Genomic DNA, 17800 nt, shown 5'->3' with positions numbered 1-17800 from the left:
AGGGTCTTATAGTGCAATTAAACGTATGCTTTTAATACGCTATCTGTTGCCATAACGGCTTGTAAAGATGCTAACACTTGAAGTGCATCTTGGTTTTCAGCCGAATAGATTTTTGCGAAGTTTTGTTTAGATACTTCAAAGAAACGCGCTTTATCTTCAGACTGAATATTGAGCAGTTCAGCCAGTACATTTAGACTTTCACCCTCACCGACTGCCATATCGCGTGCCAAAGACTCTGCATTTTCATTGGTAAATGTTACTGCCTGAGCAGTCACCGTACCTGTACCGCTACAACCTAAAGTACCAAAGGTGATACCGAAAAGTTGGTTAGCAAAAAGACCGTTTGTGGTACCCGCTAAAATTTTAGCGACTTTGCCAGACTGCCCTTCCCAAATTTGTGAACCAATACCACAACCTACATCTTTATCTGCAAATGCAGCGGTAGAACCAACGGCCAAAACTGCAGCCAATGCCATTTTTTTCAACATAAGGTTTCTCCAGACTCGATTATCTCCGAGTATTTTTATTGTTCCTATTGTTTGTGTATATTTTGAGCTACACACTTGTAAGATAGCTGTAACAAGCGCATAACGCAAAACAATTTACACTAAAGTAAAACAGACATTAAATCTCAATTTTAACGGTGTAGCGCCCAGTTGCCACGTAGGTCTCGTTTCCCTAAAATTTTTAGCACCAAAACAAGACTCAAGAGTAGCAATAAATACCAAGAGCCTAATTTACCCCAACCCACCATATGCCATGCATCGACTTGACTTGGGTACAACCAAATTTGGTAAAACGTACTGATATTTTCCGCAATCCAAATCATGAAAGCCAACAAGAGCAGTACAGGTAACATCGGCAGTTGAAAACGATGCTGCTGTAACTCAAAGCCAATCTTGGTTTTCCAAAACAGCACTACACTCCATGCAAATAATAGATAACGAATATCTGGAATAAAAAACTTGGACATAAAGTTGATATAAGACAACACAGCCAATATCAACATGGAGGAAAAACGAGGCAAGTATTCAAAAGAAACATGATAAAGACGTAATGAGCGCGCAAAAAAACTGCCCACAGCCGAATACATAAAACCTGCAAACAACGGCACGGTGAGAATTTTAAACACGGCGGGATGTGGATACTGCCATGATGCAATCTGCGGATGGGTCAAAAAAATTTCCATCAGCATTGCCATCACGTGAAATAGCGCAATCACTTTGGCTTCGGCCCAAGACTCAAGTTTTAAATACAGTAAACAAATCTGAATCAGCACCGCATAGAACAATAAATAGTCATAACGGAAAAAACCCCAATATTCCTGATTTGCCATACTTGCTGTGAATGCGAAAGCCAACAACAACAATATCCCAAATAAGGCAGCCGAAGCTGCCTTAGATGAGAACTCAAAACATGATTTTAAAATCGTGATCACGTATGAATCCTAATTAAATTGATCCAGTGAAACTTAGAGATATTTAGCACTATATTCATGCACGGTATCGACAAAGGCTTTCGGATTAATTGGATCAACCCACTGGGTAATGCCGTGACCTAAGTTTGCAACATAACCCGTTTTCTCACCATCTGCATAAGCATCATCTAGCATGGCTTTGGTCGCTTTCACGATGGTCTCATGCGAACCATATAAAGTAGCAGGATCTAAGTTACCTTGCAGTGCCGCACGACCCGCCACCGTTTGGCGAGCCACATTTAATGGCGTTGTCCAGTCCAGACCAAAAGCATCAGCCCCTGTTGCCACCATCGGTTCTAACCACTGACCACCGCCTTTCGTGAATAAAATCACAGGTACTTTACGTCCTTCATTTTCGCGTTTTAAACCTGCAACAATTTTTTGCATGTATTTTAAAGAAAATTCTAAATATTCACGGTGCGCTAACGCCCCACCCCAACTATCAAAAATCTGTACAGCTTGAGCACCTGCATCAATTTGCGCATTCAAATAGTCAATTACTGCATCTGCTAAACGATCGAGCAACGCATGTAAAACTTCGGGTTGCGCATACATCATTTGCTTGGTGAAACGGAAATCTTTGCTTGAACCACCTTCAACCATATAGGTTGCTAGTGTCCAAGGACTGCCCGAAAAACCAATTAATGGCACTTGACCACCCAAGGCCGAACGAATCGTTTTGACCGCATTCATCACATAGTCGAGATCAGATGCAGCATTAAACTGAGGTAAATTCGCTACATCTTGTTCAGTGCGAACCGTTTTATGAAATTTAGGTCCTTCACCCGCTTCAAAATAAAGCCCTAAACCCAAAGCATCGGGTACAGTTAAAATATCTGAAAATAAAATAGCTGCATCAAGCTCATAACGACGTAAAGGCTGTAGCGTCACTTCGCAGGCAAATTCAGTATTTTTGCATAATGAGAGGAAATCACCTGCTTGAGCACGGGTCTCACGATATTCTGGTAAATAACGTCCTGCTTGACGCATCATCCAGACGGGTGTGGTATCTACAGGTTCACGTAATAAAGCACGTAGAAAACGATCATTTTTAAGGGTCGTCATTTACTTTCCCATCTCAATTAAATTTGCTCACCATCATAACAAAAAGGTCGAATTTTTAATAACTTCTCATCACACTAAAATTAGATCCAGTTGATGCTTAAAACAGATATTTACACAAAACAAATACTGCATCTCTATCTTTTTTCTGTAATACTTGGCTGGTTTTTACTTTGTAAATGAATAATTCTTAAGGTTGAATTACATGTTCGTTCGCACAATACTCGCGATGAGTTTAAGTTGCATTCTTGCTGGTACAGCGTTTGCTGCATCTACTACTGAACAACCCTTGACGCCAAAAAAGATCATTGATACTTCAGTCCAAGATCCCATTGATCCTTTAGCAACAGATGTCGCTTCAGCTTCTACTGCGGTTGCAAACACTCAAATTACAGCAAAAGAACAAGCAGACTTAAACCAAGCTTCACAAACTTTAGACCAACTTGAACAGTCTGAAGATAAAACTGCTGACGTTGGCGCTGCACCAAGCAAAACAACGACTGCACCGACAACAAGCCCGACGAATCCTGCTGCTGCAAAAGCATCGTGGACTTTAAATGGTTTAAACAGTGCAGATTGGTATGACAATATTGGTAAAGGTCAATTTCCTGTTTATGCACGTGCTCACGTCATGCTCAACAATGCACATGCATCTCCAGGCGCAATTGATGGCATGAGCGGTAAAAATACCCTTAAAGCAATTGCCTCTTTCCAACAAATGAGTGGCTTAAAAGCAACGGGTACGCTCACCAAAGAAACTTGGGATGCGTTACTTGCTAGTCAAGGGTCTAAACCTGCATTTATTGAATACACTATCACCGATGCAGACCTGAAAGGGCCTTATGCAGCGTCAATTCCACACGATTATGCCTTACAGTCAAAAATGAAAGGTTTGTATTACACGCGTGTGACTGAAATGTTCGGTGAAAAGTTCCACATGGATGAAGACTTTTTGAAAAAGTTGAATCCAAAAGCAACTTTCAAAAAAGCAGGCGAAAAAATTATCGTTGCCAACATTCGTAATGAAGTGCCAGAAGATATTCACTTGATTGTTGCGCACAAAGGCGCAAAACAGCTGTATTTATTTAACAGCCGCAACCAAATGATCGGTTCATTCCCTGCAACCATCGGTAGCTCGGACACGCCATCACCAGCAGGTACCTATAAAGTTACAGGTGTTGCACCAAATCCATGGTATAGCTACTCACCAAGCAACTTTGTTCAAGGTAAAAACTTAAAACCTCTTTCTTTACCACCAGGTCCAAATGGCCCAGTTGGGAATATCTGGATTGGTTTAAGTAAAAAATCATTTGGTATTCATGGTACGCCAAACCCATCGGCCATTTCCAAGACAGCTTCACACGGTTGTATTCGTTTGACCAACTGGGATGCGAACGATCTAGGTAAAAAAGTGAAGCCAGGTGTAACGGTTAAATTCTTAGAATAATTGGTTTTCTAAGGTATTTACGCTATAAAAGGTGTTCTCAAGAGAACACCTTTTTTATCAATCATAACAACATAAAAATGACGATGAACACTTTAAAAAGAATAATGCCTTTGGCTTGCTTACTGTCACTTTCGACACCGACTTTTGCTGAATTAGATGAGGAAATCGTGACCAGCGTGGATGCTTCTGCTTATGCGGTGGAATCTGACAACCCATTTGACAGTCTGGAGGATCAGGAAAAAATCCGTCATCCCCAATACATTCCAGAGCAAGATAGTCTCAGAGAGCCACTTTTGAATACACGCTATTATGTCATCGCAGGCAAATCTCCGATTCACTATTACGCGATTCGAACAGGGCAAAAGCCTAAACTGTTTTATTTAAACCAGCCGCACTCAGCCATATTCGCTATTGGCGATGCTTATGCGGAAAATCGAAAAAAAATTACTCTACAACCACAGCTCAAACACACCGTCAAAGACCATGAGCTATTTGCAATTATGCCAACAGACAAATACATTGCTCTGATCTTTCGTACCCGCTATGCCTATACCCCTGCGGAATTAAAAGCCAATGCAGAGATAAACTCTATCTATGCCAACAATCGCTACCGATACAGCTACGAAATTATTGAAATCGACACGAATGGTCAACAGCTCCACCGCGTGCAATTCGTGGCTCCTGTTATTGAAGATGGAATGAGTTTTGGCCCCAAATGGGATAAAGATTTATCAGATTACAATAACGCAATACTGGAATACAGCACCAAGTCCCCAGGTGACTATCAAACCGTACATCCTTATAATATTGAAACCCGCTATGAGTACAAACAAGGTCAATTGCAGCGCTTTGAACAGAAAATTCTACTCACCGCCAGTGATAAAGTATTCTTAAAAAACCCACCCAATTCTATTAATTACGAAAATTATCTCGACGATCAAGATACAGCCTTCTACGTTGAAAGCAGTACTTGCCTTGATGATTATTTTGTTTTTAAAGATAAAGCGGCCCCACTCGGTGTGAAATGGGGAAATAATTGGATGCAAGCCCAACCGAAGCTACATCAACAATTTTTAGCTGAATATGCGCAAGGCAAAAACTACATTTGGAAAGATTTTCGCGAACAGTATTGTGATCTAAATTAAGACAGAGCTATCATTTCAATATTGAAACGCAACATTGCAAATTCACCATTTCATCAACAAATATAAAACACTAAAATTACGCCATAGATTAAAAATAAGATTGGAGTTCAAAATGGATGCTTTCATTCATCGTAGCCAAGACCGTGGTCATGTCAATATTGGTTGGCTAGAGTCTAAACACAGCTTTTCATTTGGCAGTTGGTATAATCCGAAATACATGGGCGTCAGTGCTCTACGTGTTATCAACGATGACCTCATTGCAGGACATCAAGGTTTTGGACAACACCCTCATGACAATATGGAAATCTTAACCTGCGTGCTCAAAGGCACGATTACCCATAAAGACAGCATGGGCAACCATGGCGGTATTTCTGCGGGGGAATGGCAACTGATGAGTGCAGGTACTGGCGTACAACACAGTGAGATGAATCAAAGTGATGAGCAAGTGCATTTACTACAAATTTGGATCATTCCAAATGAACGAGATGCAGCCCCAAATTATCAACAGATTCGTCTCGATCCGCATGAGCAACCCAACCAATGGCATCTGATTTGTGGTCCAAACGACAATGCACCAATGCATATTCGTCAAGATGCAGAAGTGAAAACGGCTGTACTTGAAAAAGATCAGACCCTTTCGATTAAAGCCACACAACATGTTAACTATGTACATGTGATTTCTGGCTCAATCCAAGTGGCTGAACATACAATCCATGCAGGTGATGCGATTGCATTTATAGATGTTACTGAAATCAAAGCACTGGACGATGCTCAGGTCATTTGGTTTGACTTACCTGAAGTAAAATAACTAGCCACACATCAAAAAAGCCAACGTCTTCACGTTGGCTTTTCCATGTGTATTCAATAAGTGACTACTCAATCGACTTAAAGAAAATTCACTGCAAGCAGTGCCAAAATGGCAGGAACTGCCTGAATGTAAATAATTTTCTTACTAGCGGTTAGTCCACCATAAATTCCCGCAACCAAAACACAGCCTAAAAAGAAGTTCGCCAGAGCAAGTGCATAGCTTTCAGGTGCGCATAATGACCAAAATAGACCTGCAGCCAGAAAACCATTATATAAGCCTTGATTTTGAGCCATAACTTTCGTTAACTGCGCTTTCTCAGGGCTATTGCCAAAAGCTTTTAAGCCATAGGGCTTATCCCATAAAAACATCTCTAAAACTAAAATATACACATGCAACAGTGCAATTAAGCCAATTAGAACTTGTCCCACCATACACTTTATCCTTTATTTTTATGAATGATAGATAGATCAACAACTTCGCTGATCTAGGTCAAAAATGATTAAGGTTTCAAAAGCACTTTACCCTGACGCGCACCTTGCGTCGCTTTTAGGGCAGCATCTTTGATTTGTGTAAAACTAAACACCCCTTCAACAGGTAATAACAGTTTTTTCTGGGCAGCTAAAGTCAATAACTCAACAATTAAGGCTTTTTTACGCTCAGAAGACAACTCTTTATTCACCACGCTTGCCCAGAAGCCTTTGACGGTCGCTTGTTTAAAAATTAAATCTCCCGAAGAAATCTGCATCACTTCTCCCGACATGCTACCGAAAGACACCAAGAGACTATTTTCACTCAGTAGAGCCAACATTTCACCACTGGCTTTTCCACCAATCGAGTCCACCCCTACCATCAGGGGCTGATTTGCATGAATAGCTTTGACTTGTGCTTTCCAATCAGCTTGGTCTGTTGCCACGACATTTTGAATGCCCAAAGCATGCATTTCAGCCACAGCCTCAGTACGTCGTACCAAATGAATTACCTTTTGACCACGTGCTGCGGCAATCATTGCCACAGTTTTCCCTACGGCACCATTGGCGGTGTTTTGAATCATCCATTGATCTGTTTTTAAGTCAACAAATTCAAGCAGCATCAAGGCACTAATCGGCATGCCAATCAACTGAGCTGCCGTTTCATCCTCAATTGCATCCGTTAAAGGGACAATGCCATGTGCTGGTGCAATAAAATACTCCGCCCAACTACCATGAACCGCCGCAACTGCCACACGCTGACCCAATGATACACCTTGCACACCCTCACCAAGTGCATCAACCACACCAACAGCTTCACTACCACCAATCGCGGGTAGTGCTGGCTTATAGCCATAACTACCACGCACTGTCCACACGTCATGATTATGCATAGGTGATAAAATCATTTTAATACGCACTTCACCTGCTTTTGGCTCAGGCATTGGCATATCTGCTGCTTCCAATACGTCGACAGGCTCACCAAAATGATGATGTATAATACTTTGCATCTATTTATTCCTTGATGGGTTGTAAGAGTTGTTGAGTAGTTTCCATAGCCAAATAAAGGGGCTGCTTATCTTGTGCAAGTCTTGCCAATAAAGCTGCGCCCAACCACAGCTGATACATCGTCTGTGCCATCTTTTCAGCATCAATATGCGATGGAATTGAACCGTCTTGTTGCCCTGCTTTGATTAGACCTGATATGCGTTCTGTTAACTTACGTACCCCGAAGTTCAAAATCCGACGCATATCTTCAGATAAATCTGAGACTTCTGCTGCCAATTTGACGATCAGACAGTTCTGCGCCCATCCCCCATCGCTATGATGTTCAACATCACTTTCAATATGAGATGGGTTATCAATCCATGCCTGCCAAAGCGCAACCAAACGGGCATAAGCACATCCTTGCTCTTGCTGCATCAGTTGGTCAATTTTGACTTTATAGTCAGCAAGGTACTGTTCCAGAAGCGCACAGCCAAATGCCTCTTTTGAAGCAAAGTAATAATAAAATGAACCTTTCGGCACATCACAGTTTTTGAGAATTTCCTGTAAGCCTACGCCAACAAAACCTTTCTGTAATACCAGTTCGAAACTGCTATTTAAAATATGTTGTCGTGTGGCTTCACTTTTGTCTGATCGTTTCATGTCCACACTATAAATCAATAATAGACCAGTCGTCTATAAAAAATAATAGAAAAATTTTCGTTCTAAATAATCCATTTAGTTCATACATATAAGTTTTAATGATGATATTTAAGTTACAAAGAATTAAAACAAATGTTACATTATACCATAACAACATTTTCAACTTTATTTATGTCTACACCTTCACAACGTTTACAAGCCATTGATGCCCTCAGAGGACTCGTCATTTTGATCATGATGGTCGATCATGTCCGAGAAACTTTTTATCTCCATCAACAAGTCCCCGACCCGATGCTAATCCCTGGCACTGAAGAACCCCTGTTCTTTAGCCGAATTTTGGCTCACTTATGTGCTCCTGTTTTTGTGGTCTTAACGGGTCTATCGGCTTATCTCTATCAAGCAAAAAACAACAGCGTTCAAATGACTCGCGAATTTTTACTCAAGCGTGGACTCTTCTTGATTTTTCTCGAACTGATTGTGATTAATTTCGCTTGGACAGGACAGTTCCCGCCCGATGTCATCTATTTACAGGTAATTTGGGCTATCGGTTTAAGTATGGTGGCCTTGGCGGGCTTAATTGGCTTGTCGCAAAAATGGCTCTGGGTGATCAGTCTCAGCATTATTTTTGGACATAATTTACTCGATCAAGTGTCATTTCCACATCTGCCTATCGTACAGAACCTTTGGTTTATTTTGCATGAACGCGGTTGGATTGAGTTTGGAAATCTAATTCGTTTTAGAACCTCTTACCCTGTACTACCTTGGGTTGGCGTGATTACTTTGGGTTATTGTATCGGCTATAGCGTATTTAATACGACTCAAGACATCACAAAAAGAAATCAAACCCTCTTGTTCTTCGGACTTGGCAGTGTTGCTTTATTTATCGTTTTAAGAATGCTCAATATCTATGGCGATCAAGCATGGTCTAGCATGCCGACCAATATTGAAACGATTATGAGTTTTATGAATCTGACCAAGTACCCACCATCACTACTGTTTATTTTATGGAATGTCGGGCTAGGGCTAGTCCTGTTAGTGTTACTTCAAAAACTTGAAAGTAAAGGTTGGATCAAGCCCTTGATTGTATTTGGTTCCGTACCTATGTTCTTTTATATCGTCCATTTATATGCACTTAAAGCCCTCTATCTCATTGCCCTCGCACTATTTGGCAAAACTCATGGTGAATATTTTGGTGTAGATCACGTTTCTACCCTTTGGCTGATCTCAATTATTTTGACTGTGGCACTTTATCCTTTGATGTTGAAATTCTCCGCATTTAAACATAAAAACAAGCATATCCGTATTTTGAAATATCTATAATTATGGATAAAGCATCATAAAATTTACCGTACACATCTTGATGCTTAGCTCAACTAAGCATCAATGGGTATCGGCTTTTCCAACACCTAACTAAAATGTTTTTTACACCAGTAAATTTCTGAAGCTAAAATTTACAATAGCATGACTGAGTGCTGTTCTTTGTTTCAGGCTGCTTCAAAAAACTTACTTTGCTTTGCTCAGCAGTGCCAAGCAAATCGAAATTAGCAACATCCCGAACCAGCCAATTGGTGCAATTTGCTCTCCCACCAACAGAATTGCCAATACCGCAGCCACCAAAGGCTCAAATAAAGTTAAGGTAATGGCTTTACTGGCAGGCACGGTTTTTAAACCATAACCAAACAAGACATAACCCAAAAACATCGGAATAAGCATCATATAACCAACGACATACAGGTTGATGTTTTCTTCAAACAAGTTTGAGCCTGTCATCCATAAAGTGGGAAGTAATAATAAAGCACCGAGTCCAAAAATCATTCCCATAGTGGCTTTTGCATCTAATCCTTGGTCAATCATTCTTTTTGCAGCCCAAGAATATAAAGCATAAGTTAAGCCTGCCACTCCACCCAAGCCGATACCCAATATCTGTCTATGTTGAGATAAGCCTTCTGTATTTGCTGTAGTATCCGACTCTCCCAAAGACAACAATACCACCCCCGTTACCCCCAAAACAAAACTCACCAACCACGCCATGGAAAGCGGTTTTCTGTCAAATACCCGTTCTAAAAGCGCAGTAAATAATGGTGCTGTGCCAATCGAAACCACCGTGCCAATAGTGATCCCCGCATAGTGCATCGACGAATAAAAAGCCAGAGGATAAACAAACACAGAAATCACACCAACACTAAGCATCACACTATTGGCTTTGATGTGTGGCAGATGGCTGATGATACTTTTACGTGCTAACAGTGCTTGTAATAAACCACCACCACCCATCGCGGCAGCCCCAATTGTCAGCGGACTCAAATGAGGTGCAAAGGATGCCACCGTTCCTGTAGTTCCCCACAAAAAAGCGGCTAGAAGAACCGCAATGAAACCATAATTTGGAACAGCAGAAATAGACTGACTCACGCTATGATCTCTCGCGCTAAAATCGTTTTTACCATTTGCGTTGCAGCTAAAACTTTTTCACTGGAACTCTCAAGCCCCGCACGAGCAATTGAACCTTCGAGTAAAAAAGACAGCATCAAAGCAATTTGCTGTACTCGCTCTGGCTCTTCAATTAACAGCACCAGTTGTGTGGAGATAATCCTTTCAATTTCATCTTTATGCTGCTTCACCGCCAAACGCTCAGCACTGTGTGCAGGAAACTCGGCCGCAGCATTCAACAAACCACATCCGCGGAAGCCCTTCTCATAGGCAAATTCAGCATGATCTTGGTAGGCTTCAAAAACCGCAATAATTTTATCCACTGGTGTATGTGCATCATGATTTCGCACAGCGTACAGCTCTAGCCATTCTTGATGCCGCGCTTCAATATAAGAACTGATCAAATCCGACTTGGTCGGGAAATTATTATATAAAGACATTTTGGCAACTTTCGCTTTGTCCGTAATGGTATTAATGCCAGTATTTGTAATGCCATCGTTATAAAACAAAATTGCAGCTGCATCTAAAATTTTCTGTTTTGCTGTTTTGGTATTCATAATGCTTTATGTAGGTAGACCGATATACCCAATTTACAAGATGTGAAAAAATATGCAAGTGAGTTAAGCAAATAAGTTCGTTACTAGAAAACTCATCCTTGCTATATAAATCATCTGATAAATACTGATTCAACCCTACACTTGCAACACAAATACACTCGAACCTGAAATTTAGCAGACTACTAGTCGGTGGTTATGCGTATACGTAAGTTCGAATCAAATGAGAGATATGTGATTTGGTTGCATACTCATAAGTACTATGCTAAATCACAAAGTCAACATGGTTAAAATCGCAATGATCCAGACACAATGACCTAATGTTATTTGGGAATTGAATTTTTATTTCGCCTATCTGTAGATATAATCACTGGCTATATTCAGAATTTCATAAAGCCTGCGGTTTTCATGCCTTTGTTAAAAAGCCTAAATAGACGAATACTGGGCTTAGCTATCTAAAAAATAGTGCCTAGCTTCATCTACTCATTTACAAGAATGGTTTGAAAATTCTAGCAATGTATATCGAAACATAAGAAAAACTAACCTACATATCTGCTGGGTATCTGACAGATGCAGCCAGCTCAGCTAGTAAAAATACAAAGATTCACCAAATCTAGTAGATTACATTACCAATGTCATTACTTAAACCTTAAGTCACTTAGCCGAACCTTAGCTCTTTGAAGGTTTATACAACAAAGACGACTGCAATTATTCAACAAAACCCAAACTCAACTTTGACGCGCCAATAAAAATTGGGAAATTTGATTCAATTCGGAAGCCGCGTCACTTGAGAAATAAGCTAACGCTGCAAAAGCTTGATCATGTAGCGTTTTCGCATAGTTCTGCGCAGCTTCAAGCCCCATCAAAGCTGGATAGGTCGACTTTTCAACTTGCTCATCTTTGCCCGCAGTTTTACCCAGTACATCTGTATTTGACGTAATATCTAAAATGTCATCTTGTACTTGAAAAGCGAGGCCTATCGCCTGTGCATATTCACGTAACTTTGGAATCGATTGATCACCACCCTCAAAGACTGTGACCGCAGCCATCATCACTGCTGCTGAAATCAATGCACCCGTTTTATTACGGTGAATGGTTTCTAGTGCAGTTTGATCAACCCGCTTACCTTCTGCTTGTAAATCGAGGACTTGACCACACACCATTTTAGAACTGGCTGTTGCTAAAATTTGCATCTGCTTTAATACAATACCTTGATCCACCATAGGACCCGCATCAAATAGTCGGCTAGCTAGAATTTCAAAAGCCATAGACTGTAAAATGTCACCTGCCAGTAAAGCGGTATCCTCACCATAAGCCACATGACAAGTCGGCTGACCACGACGTAATAGGTCATTGTCCATACATGGCAAATCATCGTGTGCCAAGGAATAACAGTGAATCAATTCTACTGCCACAGCAGCACGGCGTACAGCAGCCCAATTGAAGTTTGGGTTCAAATGGGCCGTGGCATAGCACAGTGCGGGGCGCACACGCTTTCCGCCTAACATTACAGCATGATGCACGGCACTTTTTAACGGTTCAGGAATTGAAAAAGCATCCAGTGCAGTCAATAAATCATCGTGAATACGTTGTTGAGCCTGTTGGAGCGCATTTGCTGATACGTCGGTTAGTACTGACACATTCGCCTCGAATAACAATAGAATAAAATGATTTAAAGCTCAGTTTACACTGAGTTAAACATGAACATGATCTGTTGGCATCATACTGCTTTCTGCCCGCTTTCTCTACGCCGAAACCTCAAACAATATGCGCTAATCTATTAAATTTCACATACTGATCAATATGAAGCCCTTTTTGGCTGTTTTAAACAGCGACTACGCTAAAAAATGGCTCTGAGAAATTAGATCCAAAACTCCCCACCCCAATTCATTGTTTTAGCCTTTCGCACTTTAAAATTAGGAGAAATATAAAAAGCCTCTAAACATAGAGGCTTTTACATAGCTTACACAAGATTAATCTATGCTTTCAGCAGGAATTCTGACCCAACCTTCCATCAGCACGCGGGCACTACGACTCATGACCGCTTTTTTCACGACCCATTGACCATTTTCTTGTATCGCTTGCGCCCCTACACGTAATGTCCCTGACGGATGACCAAATCGTACTGCCTCGCGCTCACCGCCACCTGCAGCCAAATTAACTAAGGTTCCTGGTATCGCTGCTGCGGTGCCAATAGCAACAGCTGCTGTACCCATCATGGCATGATGGAGTTTACCCATAGACAGTGCACGAACCAATAAATCCGTGTCCTGCGCTGTGATGGTTTTACCACTTGAAGATACATATTGTTTTGGTTGAGAAACAAAGGCAATTTTAGGCGTGTGTTGACGGCTGGCAGCTTCAGAAATATCTTGAATCAGCCCCATCTGTTTTGCACCATAAGCTCGAATAGTTTCAAAGCGTGCTAAAGCTTTGGCATCGCCATTAATTGCGTCTTGTAATTCAGTACCTGTATAACCAATGTCTTCTGCATTTAAAAAAATCGTGGGAATACCCGCATTGATAAATGTGGCTTGGAAACGACCAATCTCAGGTACCTCTAAAATATCGACCAAATTCCCTGTAGGGAACATTGCACCACCATCTTCACCATCGTCGGCCGGATCTAAAAATTCAATTTGCACTTCCGCAGCAGGAAATGTCACACCATCAAGTTCAAAATCACCTGTTTCTTGAACTTGTCCATTTGTAACAGGTACATGAGCAATAATAGTTTTTTGAATATTCACCTGCCAAATGCGGACTGTGCAGATGCCACTTTCTGGAATACGCGCAGCATCGACCAAACCATTTGAGATTGCAAATGAGCCCACTGCTGCCGTTAAGTTGCCACAGTTTCCACTCCAGTCGACAAAAGGCTGATCAATTGAAACCTGACCAAACAAATAATCAACATCATGTTCTGCTTGCTGGCTTTTGGCTAGAATCACCGTTTTACTGGTGCTTGATGTCGCACCTCCCATGCCATCAATCTGCTTTGCATAAGGATCCGGACTACCAATCACACGAAGTAAAAGCTGATCTCGAACGCGACCTACTTGTTGCGCAGCCTCAGGAAGATCATCAAGTTTAAAGAATACGCCCTTACTGGTTCCTCCACGCATATAGGTTGCTGGAATCTTGATTTGCGGTGCAAAACTCATTTTTATTGAATCCTTCATATTTATCATTGTGTTAAGTCAAACAACCTGATTTAACTCAGCTTCATCATACCTTTTTTCCAGATCCATGCGTAAAATACAGGACTTAAGTCTAAACAAGTATAAAAAAACATCATTTGTGAACGGAGAGTTTCCTAAAATAATCCACAATCCGACAATTTAAATAAAATTAATATATTGATTCGTATCTTTTTTATTTACTATTTTTCACACATTATTTTTCATATGAATAATAACTTTTTTTCATGCATTTTGAGCTACTATGCGATTTCTTCTCGATCTATTACAATCGGAAACACTTATCCATTGTCGGGCTGAAATAACTTGAATAAAGAGTCGTCTCAACTTCAGCGTGGCTTAAAGAACCGTCATATTCAATTGATTGCCATGGGTGGTGCAATTGGTACTGGCTTATTTTTAGGTTCCGCACAGGTCATCCAATCTGCTGGTCCATCCATTATTCTGGGCTATGCTATTGGTGGCTTGATTGCATTTTTAATTATGCGTCAACTCGGGGAAATGATTGTACATGAGCCAGTTGCTGGTTCATTCAGTCATTTTGCAAACAAATACTGGGGCAAATTTCCGGGCTTTTTGGCAGGTTGGAACTATTGGATTTTATATATCCTTGTTGCCATGACCGAACTCACAGCAGTTGCCAAATATATTAATTACTGGTGGCCTCATATTCCTGCTTGGTCATCTGTACTGTTCTTCTTTATTGTCATTACCTTAATTAACTTAGGCAATGTTAAATTCTATGGTGAATCTGAGTTCTGGTTAGCCATCATTAAAGTTGCAGCTGTTATCTCCATGATTGTTTTCGGTTTATATTTATTATTTACCGCAGATGCAGGTTCTACCGCTTCATTTAGCAACCTATGGAGTCATGGCGGATTCTTCCCGAATGGCTTTGATGGCTTGTTCTATATGTTAGCCTTCCTCATGTTCGCTTTTGGTGGTATTGAGCTGATTGGTATGGCTGCGGCTGAAGCAAAAGATCCGGAAAAGACGATTCCTAAAGCCATTAATCAGGTTGTGTTCCGTATCCTGATTTTCTATGTAGGTTCATTGACTATTCTGTTGTCTTTAGTGCCTTGGAATCAACTAGATTTGGGCGGTTTAGATAAAAGTCCATTTGTGATGATCTTTAGTCAATTAGGCATAGGTTGGGCAGCTCATTTACTGAACTTCATTATCTTAACTGCTGCACTGTCTGTGTATAACAGTGGTATGTATGCCAATAGCCGTATGTTGTTTGGTTTGGCTGAACAAGGCAATGCACCTAAAGTTTTCCTAAAAGTGAATAAACAAGGCGTGCCTATTCCTGCGGTGTTATTCTCTGCTGTCCTGATTTTTGGTTGCGTGTTGTTGAACTATTTTGTTCCAGAAGATGCTTTAGGTCACTTAATGTATGTCGTCGTCGGTGCTTTGGTTCTCAACTGGGCCATGATTAGCTTGACGCACTTAAAGTTCATGCAAGCAATGAAGCAAAAAGGCTTAAAGACCAGCTTCCCTGCACTTTGGGCACCTGTAAGTAACTATGTTGTATTGGCATTTATTTTGACTGTGCTCTACATCATGTGGACTCAAGGTTTCAAAGAATCTGTCTATATGATTCCGATCTGGATTATCGCCATGTTGGTACTGTTTAAGTCTTTAAACAAAAATAAAGCTTAAAATCTATACTTGAGCCACTTTAAAATAGTTATTGTTTCGGCAATAACTATTTTTTTTGAATAAAATCAGCTACATTAACCCCACCTTTGCGCCCTTAGCTTAACTGGATAGAGCAGTTGCCTCCTAAGCGACCGACGTGGGTTCGAGTCCCGCAGGGCGCACCATTTTATGGTTTATTTTGATCTACAACATTCCAAATCAATATCAAAAATATATAAAATTCAGTTTGTTAGTCGAAGTTCAGTTATCTTCTTTCAAATTAAATTTTATCCAAGATTCAGATTAATTAATTTTACGAACTTCACTTGGTGTTTGCCCAAACCATTTTCTAAAGGCCCTGCAAAAGTTAGCATCATCCTCATAACCCATTTTACTAGCGATTTCATCAATGCTTAATTGTGTATTTTGCAATAGGCGAGTCGCATCTTTTAGTTTTACTTGCTTGAGTAATTCAGAATATTTACTCCCTTCGTCAGCTAAATTTCTTCTTAAAGTTCGCGCTGACATAGATAAATATGCAGCCATTTCATCTAATGAAAGATATCCATTTTTATCCAAACCTATAATATTTTTAATTTTTTTTGTTAATATAGAATATTGATCTTCAAAGTTTAACTGTGCATCACATTGTGCTATTGCAATAGTAAAAGCTGATGAGCTCCTGAGAGGGAGTTTATCTGACAAATATTGAATGGGGATTTGTATACTGTTGATTGGATAGTTATATTTAACGTTACCAACCTCTTTATAAACGTCTATAGCATGGGGTGGTTCAGCAAAAGTTAAGGTTATTTTTAGTTCATGTTTCGCATTTGGTAGTATAGCAACCAACGTACGCCAAAAGGAAAATATTGCAGATTCAATCATCCACTGTTGTAAATACCCTTCTGTCGGCATTTCAGTTTCAATAATAATGAGATGTTCTTTATCGTTTTCTTGATGAGTGGTTTGTATACCTTTTCCAATCAATTCCCAATATTGAGTACAAAATACAATCGCTTCTTGAAATGTGTTACAGCTTAATATTGCTTGCCCAAAATAACCAAATGCGGTTGGTGTAATACGACATCCTGCTTGGAAACCAATAGATAAGTCATGGTTAGTCACCTGCCATAATGCATGCATCATTTGCAACATCTGCTCAAACAATATCCCATGTTCTCTTAAAATATTAACGTTGGGGCTCATACCCAAAGAACTTAATAAGTGATTGATATCTACACCTTGTTCTTTAGCTATCATTAAGTATTCTACAGGAAAAACCCCTGAAATCTTTAACCTATGCTCCCCTTTCATTTTCAATTCCTTTAAAACAACATGGCCACAAATGACAATAATATAGGGTTAGTTTGCCACTACAGCTAAAATTTTGCGAGTAGTAAGATGCCTTTCAAGCGGAGTAGAAAATCTACTCACATATGACCAAAAAACTCTCGTTGGAGCATATATGAAAGCATTATTCACTAAATTAAGCTTTGTTATTCTAGCCCTCATTGGTACAGCAAAAGTACAAGCTGGATTAACAGTCCCAGTTGGTTTTACAGCATCAGATTCAATTCATACTTTTCCAGAAGCGTTAAGGCATGATTTTTGGGATAAATTTGGGATAAAAGCACAAGCGAAAGGTACAGCAATAGCATTAGATCAACCAAGTATCGGTGGAAATTCAAGTGAGTTTAATTACCCTGTGACAAGTATAGTGATTGGTTCCAAAATGAAAGTTGTACTTGGACGAGCAAAAGGTACAACCATGGTCTACTCACGCCATCAAGATGATGGAACAGAAAAGAGTCTAACACTCTCTAATTTTTCTATAGATTATGCACATAAACAAGTATTAGCAGATGCAACTTATGGGGAAAATATCAAACAACTACAGTTGCCTATTTTTAATTTTAGCATTG

General features: G+C 40.2%; 17 protein-coding genes and 1 tRNA gene. 7 read left to right on the top strand and 11 right to left on the bottom strand.

Translation table 11 applies throughout. The features are described 5' to 3' along the window. Positions 1 to 17: 17 nt before the first annotated feature. The 3 genes from DPG01_RS05980 to hemE all read right to left on the bottom strand — a co-directional run bounded on the left by DPG01_RS05980 (position 18) and on the right by hemE (position 2542). Positions 18 to 488, bottom strand: coding sequence for a DUF3015 family protein (locus DPG01_RS05980; RefSeq protein ID WP_110974490.1), 471 nt, complete (start codon positions 486 to 488; stop codon positions 18 to 20). Between the two features lie 149 nt (positions 489 to 637). Continuing rightward, positions 638 to 1435 (bottom strand): DUF817 family protein, encoded by a 798-nt coding sequence (locus DPG01_RS05975; protein WP_171327366.1) that lies wholly within the window; start codon positions 1433 to 1435, stop codon positions 638 to 640. Between the two features lie 36 nt (positions 1436 to 1471). Beyond that, positions 1472 to 2542 (bottom strand): uroporphyrinogen decarboxylase, encoded by a 1071-nt coding sequence (gene hemE, locus DPG01_RS05970; protein WP_086208021.1) that lies wholly within the window; start codon positions 2540 to 2542, stop codon positions 1472 to 1474. A 202-nt stretch (positions 2543 to 2744) separates the two neighbouring features. Between hemE and DPG01_RS05965 the strand changes: the two genes are divergently transcribed. From DPG01_RS05965 to DPG01_RS05955, 3 genes are all read left to right on the top strand, one after another. Continuing rightward, positions 2745 to 3986 carry a L,D-transpeptidase family protein gene (locus DPG01_RS05965; protein ID WP_086208022.1) on the top strand — a complete coding sequence of 414 codons (1242 nt, stop codon included), beginning with the start codon at positions 2745 to 2747 and terminating at the stop codon, positions 3984 to 3986. An 83-nt stretch (positions 3987 to 4069) separates the two neighbouring features. After that, positions 4070 to 5131 (top strand): hypothetical protein, encoded by a 1062-nt coding sequence (locus tag DPG01_RS05960; RefSeq protein WP_228156968.1) that lies wholly within the window; start codon positions 4070 to 4072, stop codon positions 5129 to 5131. 112 nt (positions 5132 to 5243) lie between these two features. Then, positions 5244 to 5939 carry a pirin family protein gene (locus DPG01_RS05955; RefSeq protein ID WP_110974487.1) on the top strand — a complete coding sequence of 232 codons (696 nt, stop codon included), beginning with the start codon at positions 5244 to 5246 and terminating at the stop codon, positions 5937 to 5939. A gap of 77 nt (positions 5940 to 6016) precedes the next feature. On the opposite strand, the gene DPG01_RS05950 is transcribed toward DPG01_RS05955, so the two are convergent. The 3 genes from DPG01_RS05950 to DPG01_RS05940 form a co-directional block, all read right to left on the bottom strand. Next, on the bottom strand, positions 6017 to 6370 hold the full coding sequence (locus DPG01_RS05950) for a DUF1304 domain-containing protein (RefSeq protein ID WP_086208025.1): 354 nt from the start codon (positions 6368 to 6370) through the stop codon (positions 6017 to 6019). A gap of 68 nt (positions 6371 to 6438) precedes the next feature. Further along, positions 6439 to 7416 carry a zinc-binding dehydrogenase gene (locus DPG01_RS05945; RefSeq protein WP_110974486.1) on the bottom strand — a complete coding sequence of 326 codons (978 nt, stop codon included), beginning with the start codon at positions 7414 to 7416 and terminating at the stop codon, positions 6439 to 6441. A gap of 4 nt (positions 7417 to 7420) precedes the next feature. Further along, entirely contained in the window at positions 7421 to 8053 is a 633-nt protein-coding gene (locus tag DPG01_RS05940) for a TetR/AcrR family transcriptional regulator (RefSeq protein WP_110974485.1), read from the bottom strand. Between the two features lie 171 nt (positions 8054 to 8224). Here DPG01_RS05940 and DPG01_RS05935 point away from each other — a divergent pair, with 171 nt between their 5' ends. Next, complete coding sequence (locus tag DPG01_RS05935) at positions 8225 to 9373, top strand: DUF1624 domain-containing protein (RefSeq protein WP_110974528.1); 1149 nt, start codon at positions 8225 to 8227, stop codon at positions 9371 to 9373. Positions 9374 to 9556: 183 nt separating this feature from the next. Here DPG01_RS05935 and DPG01_RS05930 read toward each other — a convergent pair whose 3' ends face one another. The 4 genes from DPG01_RS05930 to prpF form a co-directional block, all read right to left on the bottom strand. Further along, on the bottom strand, positions 9557 to 10462 hold the full coding sequence (locus DPG01_RS05930) for a DMT family transporter (RefSeq protein WP_110974484.1): 906 nt from the start codon (positions 10460 to 10462) through the stop codon (positions 9557 to 9559). After that, on the bottom strand, positions 10459 to 11037 hold the full coding sequence (locus tag DPG01_RS05925; RefSeq protein WP_110974483.1) for a TetR/AcrR family transcriptional regulator: 579 nt from the start codon (positions 11035 to 11037) through the stop codon (positions 10459 to 10461). Before DPG01_RS05925 ends, DPG01_RS05930 begins: the two co-directional genes overlap by 4 nt. A 725-nt stretch (positions 11038 to 11762) precedes the next feature. Beyond that, the gene (locus DPG01_RS05920) at positions 11763 to 12674 is read right to left on the bottom strand and encodes a polyprenyl synthetase family protein (protein ID WP_110974482.1); all 912 of its coding nucleotides are present in this window, start codon (positions 12672 to 12674) and stop codon (positions 11763 to 11765) included. 333 nt (positions 12675 to 13007) lie between these two features. After that, entirely contained in the window at positions 13008 to 14198 is a 1191-nt protein-coding gene (gene prpF, locus DPG01_RS05915) for a 2-methylaconitate cis-trans isomerase PrpF (RefSeq protein WP_110974481.1), read from the bottom strand. 342 nt (positions 14199 to 14540) lie between these two features. Here prpF and DPG01_RS05910 point away from each other — a divergent pair, with 342 nt between their 5' ends. Continuing rightward, on the top strand, positions 14541 to 15896 hold the full coding sequence (locus DPG01_RS05910) for an amino acid permease (RefSeq protein ID WP_086208562.1): 1356 nt from the start codon (positions 14541 to 14543) through the stop codon (positions 15894 to 15896). An 88-nt stretch (positions 15897 to 15984) separates the two neighbouring features. After that, positions 15985 to 16060, top strand: a tRNA-Arg gene (locus tag DPG01_RS05905). Between the two features lie 118 nt (positions 16061 to 16178). Here DPG01_RS05905 and DPG01_RS05900 read toward each other — a convergent pair. Next, positions 16179 to 17192, bottom strand: coding sequence for an AraC family transcriptional regulator (locus tag DPG01_RS05900; protein WP_110974480.1), 1014 nt, complete (start codon positions 17190 to 17192; stop codon positions 16179 to 16181). Between the two features lie 151 nt (positions 17193 to 17343). Here DPG01_RS05900 and DPG01_RS05895 point away from each other — a divergent pair. Next, on the top strand, positions 17344 to 17800 hold a 457-nt coding region (locus DPG01_RS05895; RefSeq protein WP_110974479.1), incomplete at its 3' end, for a hypothetical protein.

It is taken from the genome of Acinetobacter sp. WCHAc060042 (assembly GCF_003231195.1).
Taxonomy (GTDB): Bacteria; Pseudomonadota; Gammaproteobacteria; order Pseudomonadales; family Moraxellaceae; genus Acinetobacter.
Note: the sequence above shows the minus strand (reverse complement) of the source record. Positions and strands in the feature narration are given on the sequence as shown.